27 protein-coding genes are annotated in these 22,240 nt (G+C 36.3%); 24 read left to right on the forward strand and 3 right to left on the reverse strand.

Going from position 1 to position 22,240, the window contains the following annotated elements; genetic code table 11:
* The 6 genes from ruvX (at position 1) to trxA (ending at position 4,373) form a co-directional block, all read left to right on the forward strand.
* Entirely contained in the window at positions 1-426 is a 426-nt protein-coding gene (gene ruvX, locus AC6UDB_RS06185) for a Holliday junction resolvase RuvX (protein ID WP_500701319.1), read from the forward strand.
* Positions 427-445: 19 nt separating this feature from the next.
* The gene (locus AC6UDB_RS06190) at positions 446-754 is read left to right on the forward strand and encodes a DUF1292 domain-containing protein (protein ID WP_500694395.1); all 309 of its coding nucleotides are present in this window, start codon (positions 446-448) and stop codon (positions 752-754) included.
* A gap of 96 nt (positions 755-850) precedes the next feature.
* Positions 851-1,105, forward strand: coding sequence for a cell division protein ZapA (locus AC6UDB_RS06195; RefSeq protein WP_500694396.1), 255 nt, complete (start codon positions 851-853; stop codon positions 1,103-1,105).
* Complete coding sequence (locus AC6UDB_RS06200; protein ID WP_500696092.1) at positions 1,105-1,599, forward strand: CvpA family protein; 495 nt, start codon at positions 1,105-1,107, stop codon at positions 1,597-1,599. Before AC6UDB_RS06195 ends, AC6UDB_RS06200 begins: the two co-directional genes overlap by 1 nt.
* Before the next feature lie 14 nt (positions 1,600-1,613).
* Positions 1,614-3,974: an endonuclease MutS2 gene (locus tag AC6UDB_RS06205; RefSeq protein WP_500701318.1), complete on the forward strand. Its 2,361-nt coding sequence runs from the start codon at positions 1,614-1,616 to the stop codon at positions 3,972-3,974.
* Positions 3,975-4,052: 78 nt separating this feature from the next.
* A complete protein-coding gene (gene trxA / locus AC6UDB_RS06210) occupies positions 4,053-4,373 on the forward strand; it encodes a thioredoxin (protein ID WP_500694399.1) in 321 nt (106 codons plus the stop codon).
* Positions 4,374-4,396: 23 nt separating this feature from the next.
* Here the strand turns inward: trxA and AC6UDB_RS06215 are convergent, their stop codons facing one another.
* Positions 4,397-4,867 carry a YslB family protein gene (locus tag AC6UDB_RS06215; protein WP_500694400.1) on the reverse strand — a complete coding sequence of 157 codons (471 nt, stop codon included), beginning with the start codon at positions 4,865-4,867 and terminating at the stop codon, positions 4,397-4,399.
* A gap of 136 nt (positions 4,868-5,003) precedes the next feature.
* Between AC6UDB_RS06215 and murI the strand changes: the two genes are divergently transcribed.
* The gene (murI, locus tag AC6UDB_RS06220) at positions 5,004-5,813 is read left to right on the forward strand and encodes a glutamate racemase (protein ID WP_500709457.1); all 810 of its coding nucleotides are present in this window, start codon (positions 5,004-5,006) and stop codon (positions 5,811-5,813) included.
* Complete coding sequence (locus AC6UDB_RS06225) at positions 5,813-6,403, forward strand: XTP/dITP diphosphatase (RefSeq protein WP_500696095.1); 591 nt, start codon at positions 5,813-5,815, stop codon at positions 6,401-6,403. Before murI ends, AC6UDB_RS06225 begins: the two co-directional genes overlap by 1 nt.
* A gap of 35 nt (positions 6,404-6,438) precedes the next feature.
* Here AC6UDB_RS06225 and AC6UDB_RS06230 read toward each other — a convergent pair whose 3' ends face one another.
* A complete protein-coding gene (locus AC6UDB_RS06230) occupies positions 6,439-7,422 on the reverse strand; it encodes a mechanosensitive ion channel family protein (RefSeq protein ID WP_500696097.1) in 984 nt (327 codons plus the stop codon).
* Positions 7,423-7,561: 139 nt separating this feature from the next.
* Between AC6UDB_RS06230 and AC6UDB_RS06235 the strand changes: the two genes are divergently transcribed.
* From AC6UDB_RS06235 to AC6UDB_RS06310, 16 genes are all read left to right on the forward strand, one after another.
* Entirely contained in the window at positions 7,562-7,978 is a 417-nt protein-coding gene (locus AC6UDB_RS06235) for a DUF948 domain-containing protein (protein WP_500701315.1), read from the forward strand.
* Positions 7,979-7,992: 14 nt separating this feature from the next.
* Positions 7,993-8,445, forward strand: a complete 453-nt coding sequence (locus tag AC6UDB_RS06240; protein WP_500709458.1) for a YtxH domain-containing protein — start codon at positions 7,993-7,995, stop codon at positions 8,443-8,445.
* 136 nt (positions 8,446-8,581) lie between these two features.
* Complete coding sequence (gene ccpA, locus AC6UDB_RS06245; RefSeq protein ID WP_500694406.1) at positions 8,582-9,583, forward strand: catabolite control protein A; 1,002 nt, start codon at positions 8,582-8,584, stop codon at positions 9,581-9,583.
* A gap of 76 nt (positions 9,584-9,659) precedes the next feature.
* Positions 9,660-10,394 carry a YebC/PmpR family DNA-binding transcriptional regulator gene (locus AC6UDB_RS06250; RefSeq protein ID WP_500709459.1) on the forward strand — a complete coding sequence of 245 codons (735 nt, stop codon included), beginning with the start codon at positions 9,660-9,662 and terminating at the stop codon, positions 10,392-10,394.
* A gap of 80 nt (positions 10,395-10,474) precedes the next feature.
* Positions 10,475-11,446 carry a competence type IV pilus ATPase ComGA gene (gene comGA, locus AC6UDB_RS06255; protein WP_500709460.1) on the forward strand — a complete coding sequence of 324 codons (972 nt, stop codon included), beginning with the start codon at positions 10,475-10,477 and terminating at the stop codon, positions 11,444-11,446.
* Positions 11,439-12,434 carry a competence type IV pilus assembly protein ComGB gene (gene comGB, locus AC6UDB_RS06260; RefSeq protein ID WP_500709461.1) on the forward strand — a complete coding sequence of 332 codons (996 nt, stop codon included), beginning with the start codon at positions 11,439-11,441 and terminating at the stop codon, positions 12,432-12,434. The genes comGA and comGB overlap by 8 nt, the downstream gene beginning before the upstream one ends.
* Positions 12,434-12,730: a competence type IV pilus major pilin ComGC gene (gene comGC, locus AC6UDB_RS06265; protein ID WP_500696102.1), complete on the forward strand. Its 297-nt coding sequence runs from the start codon at positions 12,434-12,436 to the stop codon at positions 12,728-12,730. Before comGB ends, comGC begins: the two co-directional genes overlap by 1 nt.
* The gene (locus AC6UDB_RS06270) at positions 12,714-13,160 is read left to right on the forward strand and encodes a hypothetical protein (RefSeq protein ID WP_500709463.1); all 447 of its coding nucleotides are present in this window, start codon (positions 12,714-12,716) and stop codon (positions 13,158-13,160) included. The genes comGC and AC6UDB_RS06270 overlap by 17 nt, the downstream gene beginning before the upstream one ends.
* Positions 13,161-13,306: 146 nt before the next feature.
* Positions 13,307-13,735, forward strand: coding sequence for a competence type IV pilus minor pilin ComGF (locus tag AC6UDB_RS06275; RefSeq protein WP_500708172.1), 429 nt, complete (start codon positions 13,307-13,309; stop codon positions 13,733-13,735).
* 261 nt (positions 13,736-13,996) lie between these two features.
* On the forward strand, positions 13,997-14,989 hold the full coding sequence (locus AC6UDB_RS06280; protein WP_500709464.1) for a class I SAM-dependent methyltransferase: 993 nt from the start codon (positions 13,997-13,999) through the stop codon (positions 14,987-14,989).
* A 21-nt stretch (positions 14,990-15,010) separates the two neighbouring features.
* Positions 15,011-16,219: an acetate/propionate family kinase gene (locus AC6UDB_RS06285; RefSeq protein ID WP_500709465.1), complete on the forward strand. Its 1,209-nt coding sequence runs from the start codon at positions 15,011-15,013 to the stop codon at positions 16,217-16,219.
* Between the two features lie 164 nt (positions 16,220-16,383).
* On the forward strand, positions 16,384-17,781 hold the full coding sequence (locus AC6UDB_RS06290; RefSeq protein ID WP_500696105.1) for an amino acid permease: 1,398 nt from the start codon (positions 16,384-16,386) through the stop codon (positions 17,779-17,781).
* 88 nt (positions 17,782-17,869) lie between these two features.
* The gene (locus AC6UDB_RS06295; RefSeq protein ID WP_500709466.1) at positions 17,870-19,258 is read left to right on the forward strand and encodes a bifunctional metallophosphatase/5'-nucleotidase; all 1,389 of its coding nucleotides are present in this window, start codon (positions 17,870-17,872) and stop codon (positions 19,256-19,258) included.
* A gap of 1 nt (position 19,259) precedes the next feature.
* Positions 19,260-19,790 (forward strand): YutD family protein, encoded by a 531-nt coding sequence (locus tag AC6UDB_RS06300; protein WP_500694414.1) that lies wholly within the window; start codon positions 19,260-19,262, stop codon positions 19,788-19,790.
* 11 nt (positions 19,791-19,801) lie between these two features.
* Positions 19,802-20,587 carry a TIGR01457 family HAD-type hydrolase gene (locus AC6UDB_RS06305; protein ID WP_500709467.1) on the forward strand — a complete coding sequence of 262 codons (786 nt, stop codon included), beginning with the start codon at positions 19,802-19,804 and terminating at the stop codon, positions 20,585-20,587.
* Positions 20,568-21,206, forward strand: a complete 639-nt coding sequence (locus AC6UDB_RS06310; RefSeq protein WP_500709468.1) for a TIGR01906 family membrane protein — start codon at positions 20,568-20,570, stop codon at positions 21,204-21,206. Before AC6UDB_RS06305 ends, AC6UDB_RS06310 begins: the two co-directional genes overlap by 20 nt.
* Positions 21,207-21,255: 49 nt before the next feature.
* Here the strand turns inward: AC6UDB_RS06310 and AC6UDB_RS06315 are convergent, their stop codons facing one another.
* On the reverse strand, positions 21,256-21,909 hold the full coding sequence (locus AC6UDB_RS06315; protein ID WP_500709469.1) for a VTT domain-containing protein: 654 nt from the start codon (positions 21,907-21,909) through the stop codon (positions 21,256-21,258).
* Between the last annotated feature and the right edge of the window lie 331 nt (positions 21,910-22,240).

Genomic DNA, 22,240 nt, shown 5'->3' on the forward strand with positions numbered 1-22,240 from the left:
ATGGGATTAGATGTTGGATCGAGAACCGTTGGTGTAGCCATGAGCGATGCTTTAGGGTGGACATCTCAAGGAATCGAAATCGTTAAAATCAACGAAGATGAAAAAGAGTTTGGGTTAAAACGAATTAAGGAATTAATCCAGAAATATGATGTCAACGGCGTTGTCATTGGACTACCTAAGAATATGAATAATACTTCTGGTCCAAGAGTAGAAGCTTCGAAAAATTATGGGGATTTGATAAAGAAAAATTTTAATCTGCCAGTTGATTTTGAAGATGAACGACTCACCACTGTTGAAGCTGAACGAATGCTGATTGAACAAGCTGATGTTTCAAGAGCAAAACGAAAAAAAGTTATTGATAAGGTTGCGGCTGAATTGATTTTACAGAGTTACCTTGATCGTAAGGGTAAGTTATGTAATTTCTAATTAGAAAAGAGGAACTAATATGAGTAAAGAAAACGAGAACAACCAACAAGAACAAGTTACGCTTGTCGATGAAGATGGAAAAGAAAGTTTGTATAATATTTTATTTACCTTCTCATCTGATGATTACAATCGTTCCTATATTTTTATTTATCCAGCAACAGATGATGATAACGATGAAGTAGATATTGAGGCTTATGCATTGCCAAAGGATGATGATCCTGCTAATCCAAGTGGTGGAGAATTAGAACCAATTGAAGATGACAATGAGTGGGAAATGGTTCAAGAAATGCTTGATACATTCCTGCAATCAGGACAAGATCAAAAATAATTAAATAATTAAGTGATGCTGGAAATCCAGCATCCTTTTTTTAATTAATTTAAAGGATTTTCATGATAAAATGGAAGCATTGCGGGAGGTTTTACTTTGGCTGGTAAAAATAGATTTAAAACTAAAATTGGTGGGAAGGAATATACTTTTATTGGGGATGCTTCAGATGAACACATGGAGACAACTGCGCGTATCTTAAACAATCAGTTGGCACAGTTAAAAAACATCTCCAAGGGTGTAAGTGATGAAGATGCTGCCATTTTAATTGCGTTTAATGCAATTTCTGATCAATTAAAAAAACAATTAGAACTTGATAAGATTAACAATAAAGCGGAGGATGACGAAGACTAATGTTATTTACAATTATCATCATAATTATACTAATCTTTTCGATTGTCCATGGTTATCATCGTGGCCTGGTAAATGAGTTATTCAGCTTTATTAGTTATTTGATTGCTGCAATAATTGCGTTTGTTTATGTGATTCCGGTTGCTGATTTTTTAAGAACCGTCTCTAATATGATTTTAGCGACCCATGCTTACAGCAATACTGGCTTCTGGCGGGGACTATCATTTTTGGTAACTTTTGTAGTAGTGGCGGTTATTTTAAGATGGGTTTCACATCTATTGAATCGAATTGTTTCTTTGCCAGTGTTAAGACAACTGAATTCACTCTTGGGTGCGGTTGTTGGCGTAATCATTAGTTTGTTAGTGATAATGTTAATACTTGATGGATTATTATTGACTAACAATAATTGGGTAAATACTGAATATCAAAATTCAACCGTCTCACAGATGATCACGATGGATTCTCCACACTTATTTAATCAAATGATAAATCGGTAAAATGGGATGAAAAAATGAACGAAAAAGTACTTGATACATTAGAATATAACAGAGTGAAGCAGTTGCTGGGTCAATTTCTAACTACTGAAAATGGATCAAGAGAATTAAAACAATTAAGGCCAAGTAGTGATTATGATGTAGTCTCTCACTCATTGGATGAGTCAGATGACGGCTCACATATTTATCGCCTAAACAAAATGATCCCAGTTCCTAGGTTAAATGACATTACTCCATACGTGAAACGATTAGCGGTTAATGCCGATTTAAACGGTACTGAGTTGGCTCAAGTTAGTGCGGTTTTACTTGCAAGTGTGCGGGTTAAAACTTTCTTTGATAATTTAGCGGATGATAAAATTGATTTGAATGTTTTGTACGATGAAGCCAAGAACTTTAATGATCTTCCGGAAGTTTCAAAACGACTTGAGACGTCAATTGACGAAGATGGACGAGTGTTAGATTCGGCATCTAATCAGTTGCGTTCCATTAGAAGAAAAATCGCGCGCTTAGAAGCTAATATCAAAACTACCATGAATAAGTTTATCCATGGCAAACAATCGAAATATTTGAGTGAGCCAATCATCACGGTTCGAGATGGTCGTTATGTTATTCCAGTTAAGGCAGAAGACAAACAAAAATTTGGTGGAATCGTTCATGATCAAAGTACAAGTGGATTGACTTTGTACATTGAACCTCAAAGTGTAGTCTCATCTAATAACGATCTGAGAAGATCACAACTAGATGAGCGCAAAGAGATTCATAAAATTTTGGGTGAATTATCCGACATGATTAGACCTTATCAAGAGGAACTCATGGAAAATGCTTCTAAATTAGGCCATTTTGACTTGATCAATGCTAAAGCCAAGTTTGCAGATCAGATGAATGCAACTAAGCCAAGTGTTTCAAGGGATAATCATGTTAATTTAAAAAATGTCAGGCATCCGTTAATTGACCAGCAAAAGGTTGTTGGAAATGATATTTCAATTGGATCTGATTTTCGACAAATTATTATTACTGGTCCGAACACGGGTGGTAAGACGATTACCATCAAAACGCTTGGGATAAATCAGTTAATGGCCCAATCTGGAATTTTTGTAATGGCAAATGAAGGTAGTCAAATTGGTGTTTTTGATAATGTGTTTGCTGACATTGGGGATGAACAGTCGATTGAGGCTAATCTTAGTACCTTCTCGTCTCATATGGATAATTTGATTGACATTTTAAAACACATTACTAAGAGAAGCTTAATTTTAATTGATGAACTAGGTGCTGGAACGGATCCTAAAGAAGGAGCGGCATTAGCTATGTCGATTCTAGATAAAATCGGTGAATCAGGTAGTGAAGTGTTGGCCACCACTCATTACCCAGAACTGAAAGTTTATGGATACAATCGGCCAGAAACGATCAACGCCTCAATGGAATTTGATGAGAAGACCCTTGAGCCAACCTATCGACTATTGATGGGGGTTCCAGGACAAAGTAATGCTTTAAACATTGCTAAGCGACTGGGATTGGATGAGTCGATCATTTCTGAAGCTAGTTCACTAATGGATTCTAATAGTCAAGATATTAATAAAATGATTAAGCAACTAACAAAACAGACTAAAGCTGCCGATGAACGTGCCCGTAAACTCAAGGTGGAACTGGCAGATAATGAACAATTGCACGCTAGGTTAGACGAGCAACTCACTAAGTTTAATAATAATAAAGATACGATGGTTAATGATGCCAAGCGTCAGGCCAATCAAATTGTTTCAAAAACAAGACGAGAAGCTAACGAAATTATTAATCATCTTCATCACCTTCAACGTCAAAGTAAACAATCAGTCAAAGAAAATGAATTAATTGATGCTAAGGGAAAGATCAATTCTCTTGAGCAGCATCCAGAACTTAAACATAATCGTGTTTTGAGACGAGAAAAAGCAAAGCATAACTTTAAAGAGGGTGATGACGTACTGGTTAAGTCTTATGGGCAAAGGGGTGTTCTGCTTAATAAGATTGGTAGAGATAATTGGGAAGTGCAACTTGGAATTTTAAAGATGAAAGTTTCCGAGTCTGACCTTGAAAAGGTTCAAAAAGAGACTTCAAAGCCGAAAAAGCACACGCCTAGTGTGCGGCGAACGCGTTCAAGTGGGATTTCACCAACCCTTGATTTACGTGGTGAAAGATATGAATCAGCCATGCAACAACTAGATCGTTACATTGATTCCGCTCTTTTGGCTGGTTATCCGTCCGTTACCATTATTCATGGGAAAGGAACCGGGGCTCTACGTAAGGGAGTCATAAATTATCTAAAACGCAATCGCCGCGTTAAGGAATTTGGTTTTTCACCATCAAATGCTGGTGGGGACGGCTCAACTGTCGTCAAGTTTAAGTAGATTGTATGCAACTTAGTTGCATTTGAATCAATACGTGTTTATACTTACTCATAGTAAGAAGTTAAGGAGGCAAATGTTATGGTTAATGAAACTAATGATGCAAACTTTAAAGAAGACACTGCCGATGGGATTTCAGTTGTTGATTTTTGGGCACCATGGTGTGGTCCATGTAAGATGCAATCACCAGTAGTTGAAGACTTGTCTGAGGATCCTGAGGTAGCAGATAAGGTTAAATTCTTTAAAATGAATGTTGATGATAATCCAAACACTTCACGTGAATTTGGGATTATGAGTATTCCAACTTTGATGGTGCTTAAGGATGGCAAGGTTATCGACCAAATTGTCGGCTTTCATTCAAAGGATCAGTTGAAGAAATTGTTGTCTGCATATACAGCATAAAAAAAGAGCCAAATGGCTCTTTTTTATTTTGCAATGATAATTGGTTTAAAATCACTAGGATTGTTGACCGGAGCATTGGGATCAGAAACAACTATAAAGTTCACACTGTTTAATTTAATGGTTGCTTCGCATTCGGTTGCAATTTGATCGATCTGCTGTTTCGTTTGTGCTAAAAAGCCAGCTTCAAGCATAAAATCAGGATCCTTGTTCAGCTTTAATCTGGTTTCGACTTCTGGTCCAGCTAATTTCCAGTTGATTTTTTTGAGACTTTCCTTTTTAAGTTCTAGATTACCAAACTGACTTTGTTTAAAGAATACTTGAAGATCATCATTTGATGCTAGTGGGAACTTAGTGGCAAGATCCTTGCCAGCCCAGTATAAGATGTCGTGAATATCTTGATCCAACAAATCTGGTAAAAGACTATCTCTTAAAAGTTCGATTCCCCAAAAGGGTGAATCAGAATGTTCTTTGCGAAACTTTTCGTATTTATTCATATCAGAGTCCTCTTCCAAAAAGATACTTTACAAATAACATTTTATCATAGAACACCGTGAAATAAAGGAGAAAGGCAACTTGAACTAAATTTAAAAAAACGCCATAATTAGATTTGAAGTTAATAGGAGGGATAATATGAAATCATCACCAGTAGCTTATATGGATTCTGGAATTGGTGGAATGACAGTTGCAAAAGTGGCACTTTCAAAATTACCACATGAAAACATGATTTATCTTGGAGACGAAGCCCGACTTCCTTACGGCGAAAAAACCGCAGATGAGGTTCGCAAGTACTCAGCTGAGATCGGGAGTTTTTTTGTTGATCAAGGCGCTAAGATGATGGTAATTGCTTGTAATACTGCCACGGCAGCAGCTCTTTCGTATTTAAGAAAGATCCTTCCAATTCCCGTGATTGGAGTTATTGAACCGGGAAGCTTAGCTGCAGTTAAGAAAACTAAAAATCAAAAAATTGGTGTGATTGCGACCAAGGGTACGGTTGCTAGTCACTCTTATCGAGATACAATTAAAGGCATTGATCCTAATATCACTGTGAAAGAAGTGGCGTGTCCGGATTTTATTCCGCTTGTTGAAAGTGGTGATTATCAAAGTTCGACCGCTAAAAAGACGATTATTGAAGGTTTGAAATCGTTTAAGGATAGTGGGATTGATACGTTAGTATTAGGTTGTACTCATTTTCCAATTATTGCGAGTTTAATTGCGGATGTAATGGGCTCCGATGTTACTTTGGTTAATCCTGGATACGAAACGGTTAATGCTGTTAAAAATGAATTAAAGCAAAAGGGTGAACTAGCAAACGTGAAATCGCCTAGTGATCGTTTTTACACCACTGCCGATGTTGAAAGATTTGATAAAGTGGGTAAAAACTGGTTGCATACTGATATTGATGCTAAGTTGATTCCTGTTAAACAATTGGAGAAATACTGATGAAAAATAATCAAATTGTTCTTGCCTCAAAAAATCCTGGTAAAATCAATGAGTTTTCGGAGATGCTTTCAAAATTAGGCTTAACCGTGAAGTCAATTAATGATTTTGAAGATGTTCCACCGATTGATGAGAATGGTTCAACCTTTGAAGAGAATGCAAGTATTAAAGCCAGGGTCGTCTCTGACTACTTAAATTTGCCGGTGTTAGCTGATGATTCAGGTTTGGTGGTTAATGCTTTAGGTGGAGCGCCCGGAGTTCACTCAGCGCGTTATGCTGGCGATCATAATGATGAGGCTAATAAAGCTAAATTGTTAAAGAACATGGCGGGTCAAAAGGATCGTTCCGCCCATTTTAATACAACACTGATTGTGAGAAGACCGGATGGTAAACAACTAGTGGTTGTGGGAAGAGTTAACGGTCAGATTGTAGAAACTCCAAAAGGGACAAATGGATTTGGTTATGATCCTCTCTTTTATCTTCCTGACGTTGGTAAAACTTTGGCGGAGTTAACGGACGCCCAAAAGAATCACTACAGTGCTCGTGGCAATGCTTTGCGTAAGTTAACTAGTGTAATTGAAGATTGGTGGTAAAAAAGAGCCTATCACGATTAGTGATAGGCTCTTTTTTAGTTTGTGCTTTGTGGTGGTTCTGGCACCACTAAAGGTGAAAGTGGAAGATTAATTCCGGCCTTATTAATAGCAGTCAGGTATGCTCCTAGATATTCAGCGTTAACGTCGAATTCACGTTCATTCTTAGTGTGTAAGAAAACGGAGATTGCAAGCGAGCCATCTTGTAAGAAGTTAGTCCCGAAGATGACTGGTTTACCAACAATGTCAGGGTCATTGGGACACTTTTCTTCGTTAACTTTAGCAATGATATCTTCGACCTTGTGGATTGGGGTTTCAGGAGTAATTCGAATATTGATGATGGTCATCATTTCTCCACGGGAAAGGTTGGAAACGGTGGTGATGCTACGATTAGGGATGAAATTTAAAGTTCCATTGATACTTGTGATTTGAGTCGTGCGAAGTCCAACGGCTTTAACGTATCCCTCAATATTGTTAATAATAACGCGTTCCCCCACGTCGATTTGATGTTCAGCTAGGATAAAAAAGCCACTAACAATATCACTGACGAATCCTTGTGCTCCAAGTCCAATTGCTAAACTGAAGATTCCGGCTCCTGCGAGTAACGTTCCAACTGGGATTCCAATCATTGACAATAGGGAATATAACCAGAAGAAAACGACGGTGTAGTAGTAAATGTTGGTGGTAAGGGTGTACATCGTTTTATTTCGTCTGGCAGCAATGGGTTCTGACGTTCCGGTTATTTTTGGCAATTTATCCTGTTTTTGCGAGATATCATTTTGACGTTTGTTAAAATAGTGTTTAATAAATCTTCTTCCAACTCTTATTATAATTAAGAATAAAATTGAAACTAAGATAATGCTGATAATCTTGGTAGTAAGATTAGAGAATATTTTAGCCCAGTCAAAACTTCTAAAATACTTAGTTAAAAACGATGGATTTGCTACGTTTTCAACGGATCCTGATTTAAGGGCCGATGAAGCGTTAGCTCCGTTAGCCACTAATTGGATAAATATGTTCATAATGTCCTCCACTCCTAATTTTTCGATTATCAACATTTTAACAGAGACGAGACCCAAATAAAATTAAGCTTTTTAAATTGTCATATGGGCTAGATAATGCTATTCTAAATGGAGAAGAAGCCATTAGGAGGATAATTAAATGGGGATTGGTGAGTTAGCAGCGCTAATTGCTGCAATTGCTTTTTTAGTATTAGTTGTATTTTTATGCTTGTTTTTGGTCCGTTTATCAAAAACGGTTAAAGACTTAAGTAAAAATGTTGATAGTCTTACTAATGATGCAAATCATATTAGCAAAGAGTGTGAGCAGATTATGGTGATTTCAAATACATTGTTAAATAATGTTAACTCAAAGTTGGATCAAGTCGATCCAGTTTTTCAGGCTGCTGCTGATTTAGGTGTTAGTGTTTCAGATTTAAATGAAGCAACTAGAACTGCAACTGAAAAAGTTAGATCGAAGAGTGGTTTGTTAGCCAAGACTTCGGCTTTAACTTTTGCTGGTAAAATGATTGGTAGATTGTTCTCCAAACGCAACAAAAATTCTGAAGGAACAAATTAAGGGGTGGATTGGTTATGAATTTTAAAAAGGGAATGCTTTTAGGATCAGTAATCGGTGGAACTGCTGCATTTGTAGCATACAAATTATTAGATGAATCGAGAAAGCGTGAGATCAAAGACTTTCTTCTTGATACCACTGAAGATGTTAAAGATCGTGCGCTAGATTACGTCTATTACGCAAATGATACTGCTGAAGACCTTAAGGATCTTGCTTCAGATAAGATGGATGATGCTAAAGACTCAGTGCAAAAAGTAAATGAATCATTGGGGGATAAGTTATCTGATTTGCAAGAGGCTGTTAATTCATTAAGGGCGAACGTTGAGGAACATCCTGCTCCTAGAAATGAATTAGATGATCTTGCTAAAGAAAAAGAATCTGATGACATTGTGATTGATCCTGATGATGCCTTTAGTGATCAAGATCGAGCAGAAACAATTTATCCAATTCACGAATATCACGAAAAGTAATTTATTTACCCAAATCGGACGGTAGTCCGGTTTTTTTTGCCTCAAAATGTAACCGATTTCACTTGAATGAGTTCTTTTACTTTGATATATTTATAATAATTAATGGTCTAGTAGTACATAATAGGAGAAACCAAATTTGAAAAAACAAAATGTGACAATTTATGATGTAGCTCGTGAAGCCAATGTTTCAATGGCAACTGTTTCAAGGGTAGTAAATGGGAATCAGAATGTGAAAGATGCTACCAAACAAAAGGTTTTGAGTGTCATTGATAAACTTGACTATCGACCTAACGCAGTTGCTAGGGGACTAGCAAGTAAAAAGTCAACGACGGTTGGAGTTATTATCCCCAACGTTACCAATACCTATTTTGCTTCGCTTGCACGCGGGATTGACGATATAGCAACGATGTATAAGTACAATATTATCTTGACTAATTCGGATGGGAACAATCAGCGTGAACTCACTTCAATGAATACATTGCAAGCCAAGCAAGTTGATGGAATTGTATTTATGGGAAATGAAATTTCTGATGAACTTCGGACTGAATTTAAAAAGTCACACGCCCCAGTTGTTTTGGCAGGTTCAGTTGATGCTAGTGGTAAGATTCCTAGTGTGAACATTGATTATCGCCAAGCCGTGTATTCCGAGGTTACCCATTTGATTAGTAACGGAAACGATCGTATTGCTTTTATCTCCGGACCCTTAAACCGATCGATTAATAAAGATTTCAGGTTAAAAGGGTATAAAGACGCGCTTTCAGATGCTGGAATTCCGTTTGAGAAAGCATTATTATTTGAGACCGATGTAAGCTATTCTGGTGGATATGCTTTAAGAGAGCAACTAAAAAAGAATGAAGTAACTGCGGCAATTGTTACCGATGATGATATGGCTGCTGGGGTGATGAACTCAATGACCGATGACGGTGTCAGTGTTCCCGGGGAATTTGAACTGGCCACTAGTAATGATACTAAACTGACTGAGATGACTAGACCAACTATGTCAACTATTACTCAGCCGCTTTATGATGTTGGAGCTGTTGCCATGCGACTCTTAACCAAGTTGATGAATAATGAAGAAATTGATGAAAACAAGGTCTTTTTACCCTTTGGATTAAAGAAGCGTGAATCGACCAAATAGAACTGTGCTTGATACTAGGGCCACTAATTGATATAATTGTAGAGTTAATATGTTTAAAGAGAGAGGAGTTGTGATCATGTCAGGACATTCAAAGTGGCATAACATTCAAGGACGAAAGAACGCCCAAGATGCTAAGCGTGGAAAGATTTTCCAGAAGATCTCACGTAACTTATATCAAGCTGCAAAAGCTGGTGGAAGTGATCCCGAAGGAAATCCTCAATTAAGACTAGAAATGGAAAAAGCTCGTGAAGCAAACATGCCAAAAGATAACGTTCAACGAGCAATTGACAAGGCTTCAGGAGTTGGTGGAGCTAAATTTGAAGAAGTAACATATGAAGGTTATGGACCTGGTGGGACTGCCGTTATGGTTTCTGCTTTAACCGATAATAAAAACCGAACCGCTGCTGCTATTCGTTCAGCCTTCACTCACCATGGTGGTTCCCTTGGAACTGACGGATCGGTCTCATATATGTTTGACCGAAAGGGTCTTATTACGATTTCAAAGTCAGATACTGATAACGACGAGGATAGTATGTTGATGGCAGCGTTGGATGCTGGTGCTGATGATATGAAATCAACGGATGATGAGTATCAAATTCTTACTGATCCTGCAAGCATGGCTAGTGTTCGTGATGCATTACAAGATGCAGGATATAAATTGGATGCCGAAGTTAAGTTGATTCCACAGAATACGACAGAAGTTCCTTCAGATAAAGTTGAACAGTACAGTGGTCTAATTGATGAATTAGAAGATAACGATGATGTTCAAGATGTTTATGAAGCTGCCGTATTACCTAATCAAGCTAAATAATTAAATTAGTTTATAAAAGATGCAATCTTTAATTAGATTGCATCTTTTTTTCGTATTTAGTTATGAAGGATGTGATTAAAGTGAAAGTGACACAATGGTTGAACAATATTATGGAATTTGCAGTTCAACGACAAGCTTCGGATGTTTTTATTTTACCTAAGGAAAAAGACTATTGTATCAAGGTTCATACGGCTGTTCGGACGATTCAAATTACGGATTTGAGCAAAGACATGGCTAAAAAAGTCATTTCATATTGTAAATATCAAAGTGGGATGTCGGTTACGGATAATCGCAGGCCCCAATTAGGATCGATGGGTTATGCAATCAAAGGTCAAAAATTACGTTTACGATTGTCATCGGTGGGTAATTTCAGTCAAGATGAATCAATGGTAATTAGGATTATCTATGACAGTAATCATGTCGATAGTGGCTTTTTTTATGCTGATCAAATTCAAAAGATCGAGTCTTCCTGTAAAAAACGTGGTTTACTTTTGTTTGCTGGTCCTACTGGTTCTGGTAAGACGACCACGATTTATCGAATCGTTAGAAGCATTAGTAAAAATCAGATCGTGATGACAATTGAAGATCCAGTTGAAATTTATGAAGAAAATTTTTTACAACTTGAGGTTAATGATCGGGCCCAAATGACTTACGCTGATTTACTTAAAGTGGGATTAAGACAACGTCCTGATGTTTTTATAATTGGTGAGATTCGTGATCATCAAACGGCCGAAGTGGCAATCTCGGCGGCTCTATCGGGACATTTAGTGCTAAGCACAGTTCATGCAATGTCTCCTGAAGGAACAATTCAAAGATTGCTAGAGCTCGGACTTGATTATGAAAGAATCAAATCAGCTTTGAATTTAGTGGTGTATCAACGATTAATACCAACCGTTTCAAAGAAGACTAAGACTCTTATGACTATTAAAGATAAATTTGGTGATCATGCGCTATTAAAAGACGATATGAATGATTGGAAGAATCGAATTGATGAGCTTTCGAGGAAAGGAATAATTAGTGAAAAAGTTAAAGATGAATACTATTATGGGTAAATGTGTTTCCCTTAAACAACAGTCATTCTTGTTCTCAACCTTGGGAGACCTTTTATCGATGGGATTTTCTATCCGACAAAGCTTGAAGTTTATTAAAGTGGTGTCAACAAAAAATCAGAAAATAGTTACTAGGATCATGCAAAGTTTGGAGGACGGGAATTCGCTGCCAGAATCGATGAGATTCTTTTTGAGTGAATCAATTTATTACCAATTAGAAATTGCCGATAAACATGGAGATTTGATTAATGAGATGAAAGAGGTCGGGGAGTTCTTAAAGTTAAGAATTGCTCAAAATGAAAAGATTAAGGGAGTTGTAATTTATCCAGCATTTTTGTTTGTGGTCTTGTTTAGTATTATTTTTGCAGTTAGGTTTGTGATCATGCCCCAAACTGCTGATTTAACCGGTAAATCAGCTTCTAATGGAAGTCATTTTATTCAATATGTCATTTATGGATTAATATTCATGGCGCTTGTGGCGGGAATTTTTGGTTATCAAAGTTTTAAAAATAAAAAGTGTATTGATCGAATTAATTTGTTGGTAAAGATCCCATTACTTGGTTCATTGTTTAAGTCATATTACCAATATTTTGTGACCTCCAACTTTGCGCTAATGATCAAAGGAGGATTGGACTTAAAACAAGTTGTTTTTAGTTTATTAAAATTTGATCATCAGAGTCTTCTATATGATGTTGGGAAGACCATGCAAGATGGTTTTAACAATGGACTTAGTTTTGGAGCAAGTTTAGCTCATTATTCCTTTGTTTCTGAGGAAATGATTGTGTTTCTATCAAATGGAAGTACTCAGTCTGAATTAGCCCAAAATTTAAAAGCTTTAAGTCAGCTCAGCTTTAAAGACATGATCAAAAAGTCGAATTTACTGATTAAGTTAATCCAGCCGATTTCATTTGCGGTGATCGGCATCCTAATTGTGGGTGCTTACTTGCAGATGTTACTGCCAATGTATAACTCAATGAAAGGAATTTACTAATGAAGAGAAAAGGATTCACACTAATTGAAATGACAATTGTCTTATTCATTATCTCGCTACTGGTTTTAATTATTATTCCGAACTTAAGCAATCAAAAGGATCACGCCAAAAAAATTCATGGATCGGCGATGGTGTCGGTTATTCAAACTCAAATCGATGCTTATGAAGACGAAAAGCATGACGGAAATGTAACCATTAACAAGTTAGTTAGAAGCCATTATTTAACGAGTAAGCAGGCTAAACAAGCTCAAGTGGAAAGAGTGGTCGTAGTAAAAAATCATGCTGTTCAAAGATAATCAAGTGGGTTTTACGTTAGTGGAAAGTCTCCTCGTTTTGTTTTTAACATCCCTTATTTTAGGGATCACCTTGGTTGCCGGGAACTATTTGGGATTTTTTGAGGGTAAAGAGGAACGCTTTTTTCAAACTTTAGATTCAGGGTGGAACGACGCGTTACTAGAGTCACAGAATAGTCATCATTCAACGGACGTATTGTTTTATCCAGATGATGAAGTGGTGTTTGCTAAGTGTGGCAAATCGAAACAAAAGGATAAGATAATTAGGATGCCAAAGGGATTAAGCGTTAAAAGTTACCATGATATTGAGATCAAAAGTGATGGATACGTTAAACCGCAAACAATTCGATGGTATTCGCAGAACCAAAGGAAAACGATTTTACAAAAAATTCAACTTGGATGGGGTGCATATCATCTTGAGACTATTAAGTAAAATTAGATTAGGGTTCACGTTGATTGACTCTTTAGTTGGTCTAATTCTGATTTGTAGTGGTGTGATCTTTTATTTAAACGTTAATGATTTTGAATATCATTGCTTAAGAAAAAGTCAGTATGAAACACATCAGGTTAGGATGAATTATGAACGTGAATTACTTAAAAAATATAAATGATCGAGCCGGCTTTTCGTTGATTGAGTCCATTTGTTCACTTTTGTTGGTCTCGTTAGCATTTAGCTTGATTATGATTACTAGTCAATTAATTCAAAAGGAAAAGTGGAGTGATAGTCAGGGAACCTTTTATCGTTATCTTGATGTGATTGAGTCACCTGATTATCAGTTTAAGATGATTAAAGTCACTAAAGATGCCATTAAATTAAAGAGTAAGAAGGAAAATAAGGAATATATAATGGAACATTATCATGACATGGTTCGATTGCGTGGAGTAAATGGTGGACATATTCCAATCATATTAAACGTTAGTAAGGCATCTTGGTCATTACATCATCATATATTAACTAGTCAAATTAGAATTAATGGGGTCAATTATGAAGCCAAAAGTCACCTGTAAGAGAAGCGGGAGTTTAACGTTAGTTGCAATTTTGTTTTTAACTTTTTTGTCTGGAATAGTTGTTTATCGTTACCAAAAGATTAATTTTCAAATTCAAAATAATCATATTCGAACCGCAAAATATCAAAGACTAACGAAAGAATTGAATAATTCTAATAGATAAATGAGAAATCTTGAATAATATGCGTGAATTCTGGTAATATTAACCCTAGATATATAAGAAGAGGGGTTGATATTCTGTCTGAGAAAGAATCAATATCATTGTTTCAAGTTTTTGATCAATCCAGTAAAGTCTTGAGTCAGGCGTTAGGTACTTCGTATCTAGACGCTTTCATCGAAACCGCCGATAATATGATTGATAACAATACCGTTCGGGTCGAGGATGGTATTCCAAAACCAAACGTTGTTGATGAACTGACTAAGTTGTATCAAACGGTTGACTATAAAAAGATGGATAATGAATCGATTAGACGTGCTATTCAAATGGTTATGATCAAAGCTACTAAAGAAGATAAGATTCAGGCAAATCATCAAATAACTCCTGATACAATCGCTTACATCATGGGATACATAGTTACGCGGATTTATGAACACAAGTCTAGCGTGAGCATCCTTGATCCAGCAGTTGGAACTGGGAATTTACTTACAGCGGTCATGAATCAGCTACACGATTCACTTCATGATACTGTTAAGGGATATGGAATCGATAATGATGATTCAATGATTTCAATTGCTAGTATTAGTTCTGAAATGCAAGATTTGGATGTTGAACTAATTCAGCAGGATAGTATTGAACATCTGTTGGTTCCTAAGGTTGATTTAGTTGTCTCTGATCTCCCAGTTGGTTATTATCCAATTGATGAAAAGACAAAAGGGTATGCGACGCGGTCACAATCTGGTCATTCATATGTTCATCATTTATTGATTGAGCAGTCAATGAATTACTTAAAGCCTGCTGGATTTGGAGTGTTCCTAGTTCCAAGCAATCTTTTTGAAACGAGTGAAGCAAAGGGACTTTTGAAGTGGTTTCAAGATTCGGTTTATTTACAGGGAGTACTGAATTTACCCCAAGAGTTGTTTGGGGATAAAAGTGCTCAAAAAGCCATTTTAATTTTGCAGAATCGTGGTGGAAATAGTCACCAAGTTCAAAAAGTGATGTTAGGAGAGTTTCCTTCGTTTAAGGATACGACTGCCTTTCAAAAGTTCATGGCTGAGATTGTTGATTGGGAAGAAAACGATTTATTGAAGAAATAGTTGAAATTAAGGAGATTACTCATGGGTAAGATTATTGCAATTAATGCTGGTAGTTCGACTTTAAAGTTTAAGTTGTTTAAAATGCCAGAAGAAGAAGTTCTTGGAGAAGGTTTAATTGAAAGGATTGGCTTACCAAAATCACATGTTGAAATTAAATATGATGATGGGAAGAAATTTGAGGAAACATTAGATGTTAAGGATCATGAACAAGCAATCCAAATTTTGTTAGATCAATTACTTGATCTTGATATTATCAACGACTATAACGAAATTACCGGAGTTGGACATCGAGTCGTTGCTGGTGGAGAATATTTCGATCAATCGGTAATCATTACTCCTGAAGTTCTCAAAAAGATCGAAAGTTTGGATGAATTGGCACCCTTGCATGAGCCAGCCAATGTTTTAGGAATTAAGGCATTTGAAAAGGTGCTTCCAAACGTGACTAGCGTTGCCGTCTTTGATACATCATTTCATCAAACCATCCCCGAGAAAAATTATCTGTACAGTCTTCCTTATGAGTACTACGAAAAATATACGGCTCGTAAATATGGATTCCACGGGATTAGTTATCGCTATGTCTCTCAAAGAGCAGCTGAGTTAATGGGTAAACCGGTAGAAGATTTAAAGATGATTATCATGCATTTAGGTGCGGGGGCTTCAATTTGTGCCGTTAAGAACGGTAAGTCCTATGACACATCGATGGGATTTACCCCAGTTACTGGTTTAACCATGGCTACGCGTTCAGGTGATGTTGATCCTTCTCTTTTGGCCTACGTTATGGAAAAGGAAGGAATGACAGATATTAACGATATGATTAAAGTCTTAAACACTAAGTCTGGATTACTTGGTATTTCGGGCGTCTCTGCTGATATGCGTGAGGTTGAGGCTGCTCAAAAGACTAATCATCGTGCTAGAATTGCCCGTCAAATCTATGTTAATCGAATTGTTAGATACATTGGATCCTACCTAGCTGAACTTGGTGGTTCTGATGCAATTGTGTTCACTGCTGGAGTTGGTGAAAATAGCATTACCGTTAGACAAGAAGTTACTGATCAATTGTCATACTTCGGGATTGGCGTTGATAAAGAAAAGAACAATGTGCGTGGGGTGGTTAGAGATTTGAGTGCTGATGGCTCAAAGATTAAAACCCTTTTGGTACCAACCAACGAAGAATTGATGATTGCCCTTGATGTTCAGCGACTTGAAAAGGAAAAGAAAGCAAGTAAATAACCTAAAAGAAATCTTGATAAATCCAAGATTTCTTTTTTATGTCATTGATTTAACCTTTTTTGAAATTTTGGTAGTTTTTCTTACAAAATATCTGTATAATTTCCATAAAAAGTAGCAAACAGCTTCACGTATCCGTGTATAATGTAGGCATACGTAAAGAAAGGATGTTTTTGTTGGAAAAAAATACAAATAATGAAAACCAAATGTCACGTGGACTTAAAAGTCGTCACGTTCAATTAATGGCACTAGGCGGGACCATTGGAACCGGATTGTTTTTAGGAGCTGGTCAATCAATTCATTTGGCTGGTCCATCCATTATCATTGCATATATAATTGCTGGAGTTGCTTGCTTTTTCTTAATGAGAGCACTTGGTGAATTACTACTTTCAAATACGAATAGTGTTTCGTTCATTGAATTTATTAATAAGTACCTAGGAGAAAGAACTGGTTTTGTGGCAGGCTGGACCTACTGGTTTTGCTGGATTGCCATTGCAATGGCAGAAGTAACCGCTGCTGGTCTATACATGAAGTTTTGGTTTCCTGACCTGCCACAGTGGGTAACTGCTGCCTTCTTAATTTTGATTTTATTCTTGTTGAACTCAATCACCGTGTCTGCTTTTGGTGAAACCGAATTCTGGTTTGCATTGATTAAAGTGGTGGCCATTGTGGCGTTAATCATTATTGGAATTGTTTTGGTTTTGATGCATTACAAGACAAGTGTTGGTTATGCACAGGTGTCTAATTTGTATTCTGATGGCTTTTTTGCCCATGGTGCATCGGGATTTGTCCTTTCTTTTCAAATGGTTCTTTTTAGTTTTGCAGGAATTGAAATGATTGGGATGACTGCTTCAGAGACCCAAGATCCTCAGAGAATCATTCCTAAATGTATTAATGAAGTCCCAACTAGAATCATTATTTTTTATGTTGGTTCGTTATTGGCTCTGATGTGTATTTTTCCTTGGCAGTACATTTCAGCAAATTCGAGTCCTTTTGTCCAAGTATTTTCAAACATTGGAGTTAAGTCAGCAGCTGCTATTATTAATTTCGTGGTCTTGACCGCTGCAGCCTCTTCTTGTAATAGTGCTATTTTTACTACCGGTAGAATGTTATTTTCTCTAACCGACAAGAGCCAAAATAAATTTGCAAAGAAGCTTGGAACGCTTTCAAAAAGGCACATTCCTGCAAATGCAATTTTGTTTTCAACGATTGTGATTGCTATTTCAGTGTTGTTAAACATTTTGATGCCAGACGGTGTTTTTGAATTAGTTTCAAGTATCGCTACCACTTGTTTCTTGTTTGTTTGGTCTTTAATTGTTATTACACACTATGAATATCGCAAGTCACTTAACCAAGAACAGACAAACAAACTTACCTTCAAGATGCCATTTTTCCCATATTCTGACTTTTTCGTTGTTGGATTTATGGTCTTCGTTGCTTTTGTTTTAATTTTCAAAATGCAAACATTGATCGCATTAATTGGATCGGTTGTTTGGCTTCTTGTTCTATATGGATTTAAAGTTTTAAATGATAAAAGAAGAGAAAACAAAGAAGTCGATGATTAAAGTCATCGACTTTTTGATTATAGTTATTGATGGATGTTAAAATAGAAATTAGCGATAGTTACAGAAAACATTTTGAGGAAGTAATTTTATGGATGATAAAGTAGCAATTCTGCATACCAATGATCTTCATTCTCATTTTGAAAATTGGCCCAAGATCAGAAGATTTATGAAACTAAGAACAAAACAATTGGAAAAGCAGGGTTATCGAGTGTTTAAAGTTGATGACGGTGACGCCATTGACCGATCAAACGCGATGACTGATGCTACTACTGGTAAGGCCAACATTGAATTGATGAATTCGGTTGGTTATGATGCTGCCACAATTGGAAATAATGAAGCACTAACAATGTCACATGACGAACTGGCGCATCTTTATGATGATGCTAATTTTCCCGTTGTTTTGGATAATGTGATTGATGAAAGAACTGGTCAACTTCCAAAATGGGCGATCCCGTATCGTGATTTTAAGCTAAAAAATGATGTTCGGGTCCGTTTTATGGGCTTAACGGCACCTTATCCCACGTACCAATACATGGATTGGAATTCACTTCCAATTAAAAGTACTATTGAGCGTTGCTTGAATGATTGGAAGGGGCAATATGACGTTCTGATTTTGCTTTCCCACTTAGGGATTAGCAATGATCGAAGAATTGCGAAAGTATTTCCTGATATCAATATTATTGTTGGGGGTCACACTCATCATTTGTTAGTTCATGGTGAAATGGTTAATCAAACCATGTTAACCGCAGCTGAGAAATGGGGCCACTACGTCGGTGAAATTACTTTTGACGTTAACGCTGAAAAAAGAGTAGAGAACGTTAAGGCACGTGTATATAAAACGTCTGAAATGGAAACTGATGTGCAAGATGCAGAGGAGATTGAGCGTCTTGAAGATCGCGGTGAGAGAATTTTAGCAAGTAGTAAGGTTGCTGACATTCCTCATACAATGACAACGTCACTAACTGATGATAATGAACTGGTTGACTTGGGACTAAAGGCCATTGAAGCTAAAGCTGGGACGACTGCTGCCGTTTTGAACACGGGTTTGTTTTTAGGTGATTTAAAAAAGGGAATTGTTGACAAAAACGAACTCCATAAATTATTACCACATTCAATTCACGTTATGAAAAGTCAATTTTATGGTTATAACTTGTGGGAAATGATTATGGAAATGGAAAAGAACAAGGACTTTTTAGTTCGTTTTGAGCAAAAAGGAATGGGTTTTCGGGGAAAATATTTTGGAAGGCTCATTTATGATGGGATTCGATACGACACTAATAAAAAGCAGTTATTCTATCATAATCAACTAGTAGAACCCGATAAAAAATACACGATTGCTTTGATTGATCATTATAGTTTTATTCCGTTTTTCCCGGCGATTAGTATTGTGGGTAAAAATAACATTTTTTATGGTGAAACTTTGCGGGATGTTTTTGGTGATTATCTAGCAAAGAAGTTTCCGATCGAGGGGAAGTAAAATGGATCACAACGAAATTGAGAGTTTGATTGAAACAAGGAATGATGAGAGAGATTCCTTGGCTACTATTAAGCAGGTTGATGAAACAACTTTAAGCATTAATGGCCACGTGTACGTTCTTGAAGCTAATATTAGAAATGCTTTTGATTTAGGTGAATTTGCCAATAAATTTAATCCCATTTTGACACGTTTTGATTACATTGTTGGTGACTGGGGATATAATCAGTTACGGCTAAAGGGTTTTTATGCTGACTTTAGAAATGTTAGTAAGGGTTTACGTCATGCGGCAATTCCAGATTATATTATTGAGGATGCCAATTTTGGTTCTAATTACTTTGTCTTACACAATTTGGAAGCCGAAAAGGAAAAGAATCAAAGCCATAAAACTAGTAGAAAAAGACAACGTGCTGGTGGAAAAAATAGAAAAGCAGGAACTGCAAGCAAGCATAATGCTAATCAGACGTCAAATAATAATTTTAAATCAAAACATTTTAGAGATGGCAAGCGTAGCTTTACCATTAGACAGAAATAGGTGAAATCTTGATGAAGAGTTATAAGGGATATTTAATTGATTTGGATGGAACCGTTTATCAAGGAAAAAAGCGAATCCCAGCGGCTAAGCGTTTTATTGAGAGACTCCAGAAAAATCACATTCCTTTTTTATTTGTTACGAATAATTCAACCAAGACTCCAAGTGAGGTGGTCCATAATTTGGCACTTAATCACGATATTCATGTTACAAATGACAACGTTTATACTTCGGGGATGGCTACAGCTGCTTTTGTTAGTGAGGATGCGAAGTCGCATGAAAATAAAGCCAGAACGGCGTACGTTATTGGAGAAAATGGATTAAAGGAATCCATGGAGAAAATGGGTTTCAATATTTTTACAGATAATCCAGAGTATGTAGTGGTTGGTCTTGATCGTGACTTGACGTATGAAAAATTAGCACGAGCAGTGCTGGGGATTGCCCACGGAGCTAAATTTGTTGGAACTAATCCAGATGCGAGAATTCCAAGCGAATATGGGATGCTGCCAAGTGCTGGTTCAATTATCGACTCAGTTCGGTATGCTTCAGGGGTTGAGCCGGTGATGATTGGCAAACCCAAGACCTTAATTGTTAGAAAAGCTTTAGATCAATTGAATTTAAGCAAAGCAGACGTAATCATGGTAGGCGATAATTATGACACTGATATTATGGCCGGCATTAACGATGGAGTAGATACTTTGCTGACTTATACTGGTGTGTCTACCAGAGAACAGGTAAAAAAGAAAGAAGTTCAACCTACTTATGAGGTAAATAGCTTAGATGAATGGAATACTTTATAGTTTTAAAGATTTAGTAGTATTTGTTTTAATACTACTTTTTTTAATAACATTTGCCGTTTTTTTTGTTATCAATGCTAGTTGGCTTTATTATGTTGCATTTTCCGTGTTGAATTTAACTAATCAATTTCATGTTTCAAGTGGATTATTAATGAGTAATTTTTATAAAATGATTGGTTTCATTCAGAATCCATTTGCGTCTAAATTAAGTTTGGACCAGTTTCCAATTTCAGCAAATGGGATGGTACATTTTAACAATGTAAGAGCCTTGGTATTAGCTAATAATTTGGTATTGTTAATTGTATCCATGGTTTTACTTGTCATTATGATTCGTTTCCTTTACTTTAAGAAGTTATGGAAGTTTCAGTTGCTTTCAGAAATGACGATTTTATTTATAATTTTTTTTGGAGCCTTTTGTGTTTTGGATTTTCAAGATGTTTTTATTTATTTCCATGATGTTCTTTTTAGAAATCGAGATTGGGTTTTTACGCCAAAGAAAGATCCAATCATTAACGTATTGCCGAATCAGTATTTTTTAATGTGCTTTTTGTTGTTTTTTTTAATTATTCTTTTGGGATTATCTTTGATAATTTGGATTGGCAAAAGACAACTAAAAAAATAGTCTGTCTAGAAGATTAAGATCTAATAGACAGGCTCTTTTTGTTTGAAACCTATTTCGATGTAGAAATTTTGCTTTTTAGATATCCAATTAAAGCTGGAATTAGTGAAATTACGATAATCAAAATGATTACTAGTGAAAAGTGTTCCTGAACGAACGGAATATTTCCGAAGAAGTACCCAGCTCCACAACAGATCAGTACCCAACTAATACAAGCAATGAGGTTGTATTTAAGGAATTTTTTATAGCTGAAATCTGTGCCAGCGGCTACAAAGGGAGCAAAGGTTCTGATAATTGGCATGAATCTAGCTAAAAAGATGGCAATTGCACCGTATTTATCGAAGAATTCGCGTGCACGAGTTAGATCTTTTTCCTTGATAAATTTACCAAAAAAGTGGTGTTCAGTTAGTGCGTTTCCAACTTTTCTTCCAATAAAGAAGTTAAGGGAGTCTCCACCGGCAGATGCTAAGAAGAAGATAATGATGAATATCCAGATACTAAGATGATAATTGGAGTTAGCAGATAGGGCAGCGGCTGCAAATAAAAGTGAATCTCCAGGAAGGAAAGGTAAAATGACCGCTCCAGTTTCAATAAATATGATTGCAAATAAGATTAAGTATGTCCAATCGCCAAACATGTTTACGATCGTGATTAAGTGATGATCAATGTGTAATATAAAGTCAATTAAAAATTTAAAAAAATCCATGTTTTTCCTCTTTTTATATAAGTCATTAACTATTTAAGTGTATCAATAAAATGAGGATTTTTGAATTTAATTTTTCCTTATTTAAATTAATTTGGGTTTATTTAAAAAAAGTATTGACGTTAACTGTGATAGATAGTATAGTATTAGTTGTCGTCAAGTGCGGCATATCAACTTGGTTAAAATTAGTCAAACTTTTCTATTGACAATAAATTAACCACATGGTATATTATTACATGCGGCGTTGAGGTACAATGAGACGACGTTGCGTCAGAGTAGATCTTTGAAAACTGAACAAGATTTTGATTACAAGTGTAAGGTAATTTTAAGTTGT

This window comes from Fructilactobacillus sp. X3R2C1 (genome assembly GCF_059901235.1).

Coding starts and splice junctions, on each gene's coding strand:
- AC6UDB_RS06235 (WP_500701315.1), top strand. CDS start 7,562: ATGGGGATTGGTGAGTTAGCAGCGCTAATTGCTGCAATTGCTTTTTTA.
- AC6UDB_RS06310 (WP_500709468.1), top strand. CDS start 20,568: ATGAATGGAATACTTTATAGTTTTAAAGATTTAGTAGTATTTGTTTTA.
- AC6UDB_RS06315 (WP_500709469.1), bottom strand. CDS start 21,909: ATGGATTTTTTTAAATTTTTAATTGACTTTATATTACACATTGATCAT.
- trxA (WP_500694399.1), top strand. CDS start 4,053: ATGGTTAATGAAACTAATGATGCAAACTTTAAAGAAGACACTGCCGAT.
- AC6UDB_RS06190 (WP_500694395.1), top strand. CDS start 446: ATGAGTAAAGAAAACGAGAACAACCAACAAGAACAAGTTACGCTTGTC.
- AC6UDB_RS06230 (WP_500696097.1), bottom strand. CDS start 7,422: ATGAACATATTTATCCAATTAGTGGCTAACGGAGCTAACGCTTCATCG.
- AC6UDB_RS06225 (WP_500696095.1), top strand. CDS start 5,813: ATGAAAAATAATCAAATTGTTCTTGCCTCAAAAAATCCTGGTAAAATC.
- comGC (WP_500696102.1), top strand. CDS start 12,434: ATGAAGAGAAAAGGATTCACACTAATTGAAATGACAATTGTCTTATTC.
- murI (WP_500709457.1), top strand. CDS start 5,004: ATGAAATCATCACCAGTAGCTTATATGGATTCTGGAATTGGTGGAATG.
- AC6UDB_RS06275 (WP_500708172.1), top strand. CDS start 13,307: ATGAACGTGAATTACTTAAAAAATATAAATGATCGAGCCGGCTTTTCG.
- AC6UDB_RS06200 (WP_500696092.1), top strand. CDS start 1,105: ATGTTATTTACAATTATCATCATAATTATACTAATCTTTTCGATTGTC.
- AC6UDB_RS06250 (WP_500709459.1), top strand. CDS start 9,660: ATGTCAGGACATTCAAAGTGGCATAACATTCAAGGACGAAAGAACGCC.
- comGB (WP_500709461.1), top strand. CDS start 11,439: ATGGGTAAATGTGTTTCCCTTAAACAACAGTCATTCTTGTTCTCAACC.
- AC6UDB_RS06285 (WP_500709465.1), top strand. CDS start 15,011: ATGGGTAAGATTATTGCAATTAATGCTGGTAGTTCGACTTTAAAGTTT.
- AC6UDB_RS06290 (WP_500696105.1), top strand. CDS start 16,384: ATGTTTTTGTTGGAAAAAAATACAAATAATGAAAACCAAATGTCACGT.
- AC6UDB_RS06300 (WP_500694414.1), top strand. CDS start 19,260: ATGGATCACAACGAAATTGAGAGTTTGATTGAAACAAGGAATGATGAG.
- ruvX (WP_500701319.1), top strand. CDS start 1: ATGGGATTAGATGTTGGATCGAGAACCGTTGGTGTAGCCATGAGCGAT.
- AC6UDB_RS06205 (WP_500701318.1), top strand. CDS start 1,614: ATGAACGAAAAAGTACTTGATACATTAGAATATAACAGAGTGAAGCAG.
- AC6UDB_RS06295 (WP_500709466.1), top strand. CDS start 17,870: ATGGATGATAAAGTAGCAATTCTGCATACCAATGATCTTCATTCTCAT.
- AC6UDB_RS06270 (WP_500709463.1), top strand. CDS start 12,714: ATGCTGTTCAAAGATAATCAAGTGGGTTTTACGTTAGTGGAAAGTCTC.
- AC6UDB_RS06305 (WP_500709467.1), top strand. CDS start 19,802: ATGAAGAGTTATAAGGGATATTTAATTGATTTGGATGGAACCGTTTAT.
- AC6UDB_RS06240 (WP_500709458.1), top strand. CDS start 7,993: ATGAATTTTAAAAAGGGAATGCTTTTAGGATCAGTAATCGGTGGAACT.
- AC6UDB_RS06215 (WP_500694400.1), bottom strand. CDS start 4,867: ATGAATAAATACGAAAAGTTTCGCAAAGAACATTCTGATTCACCCTTT.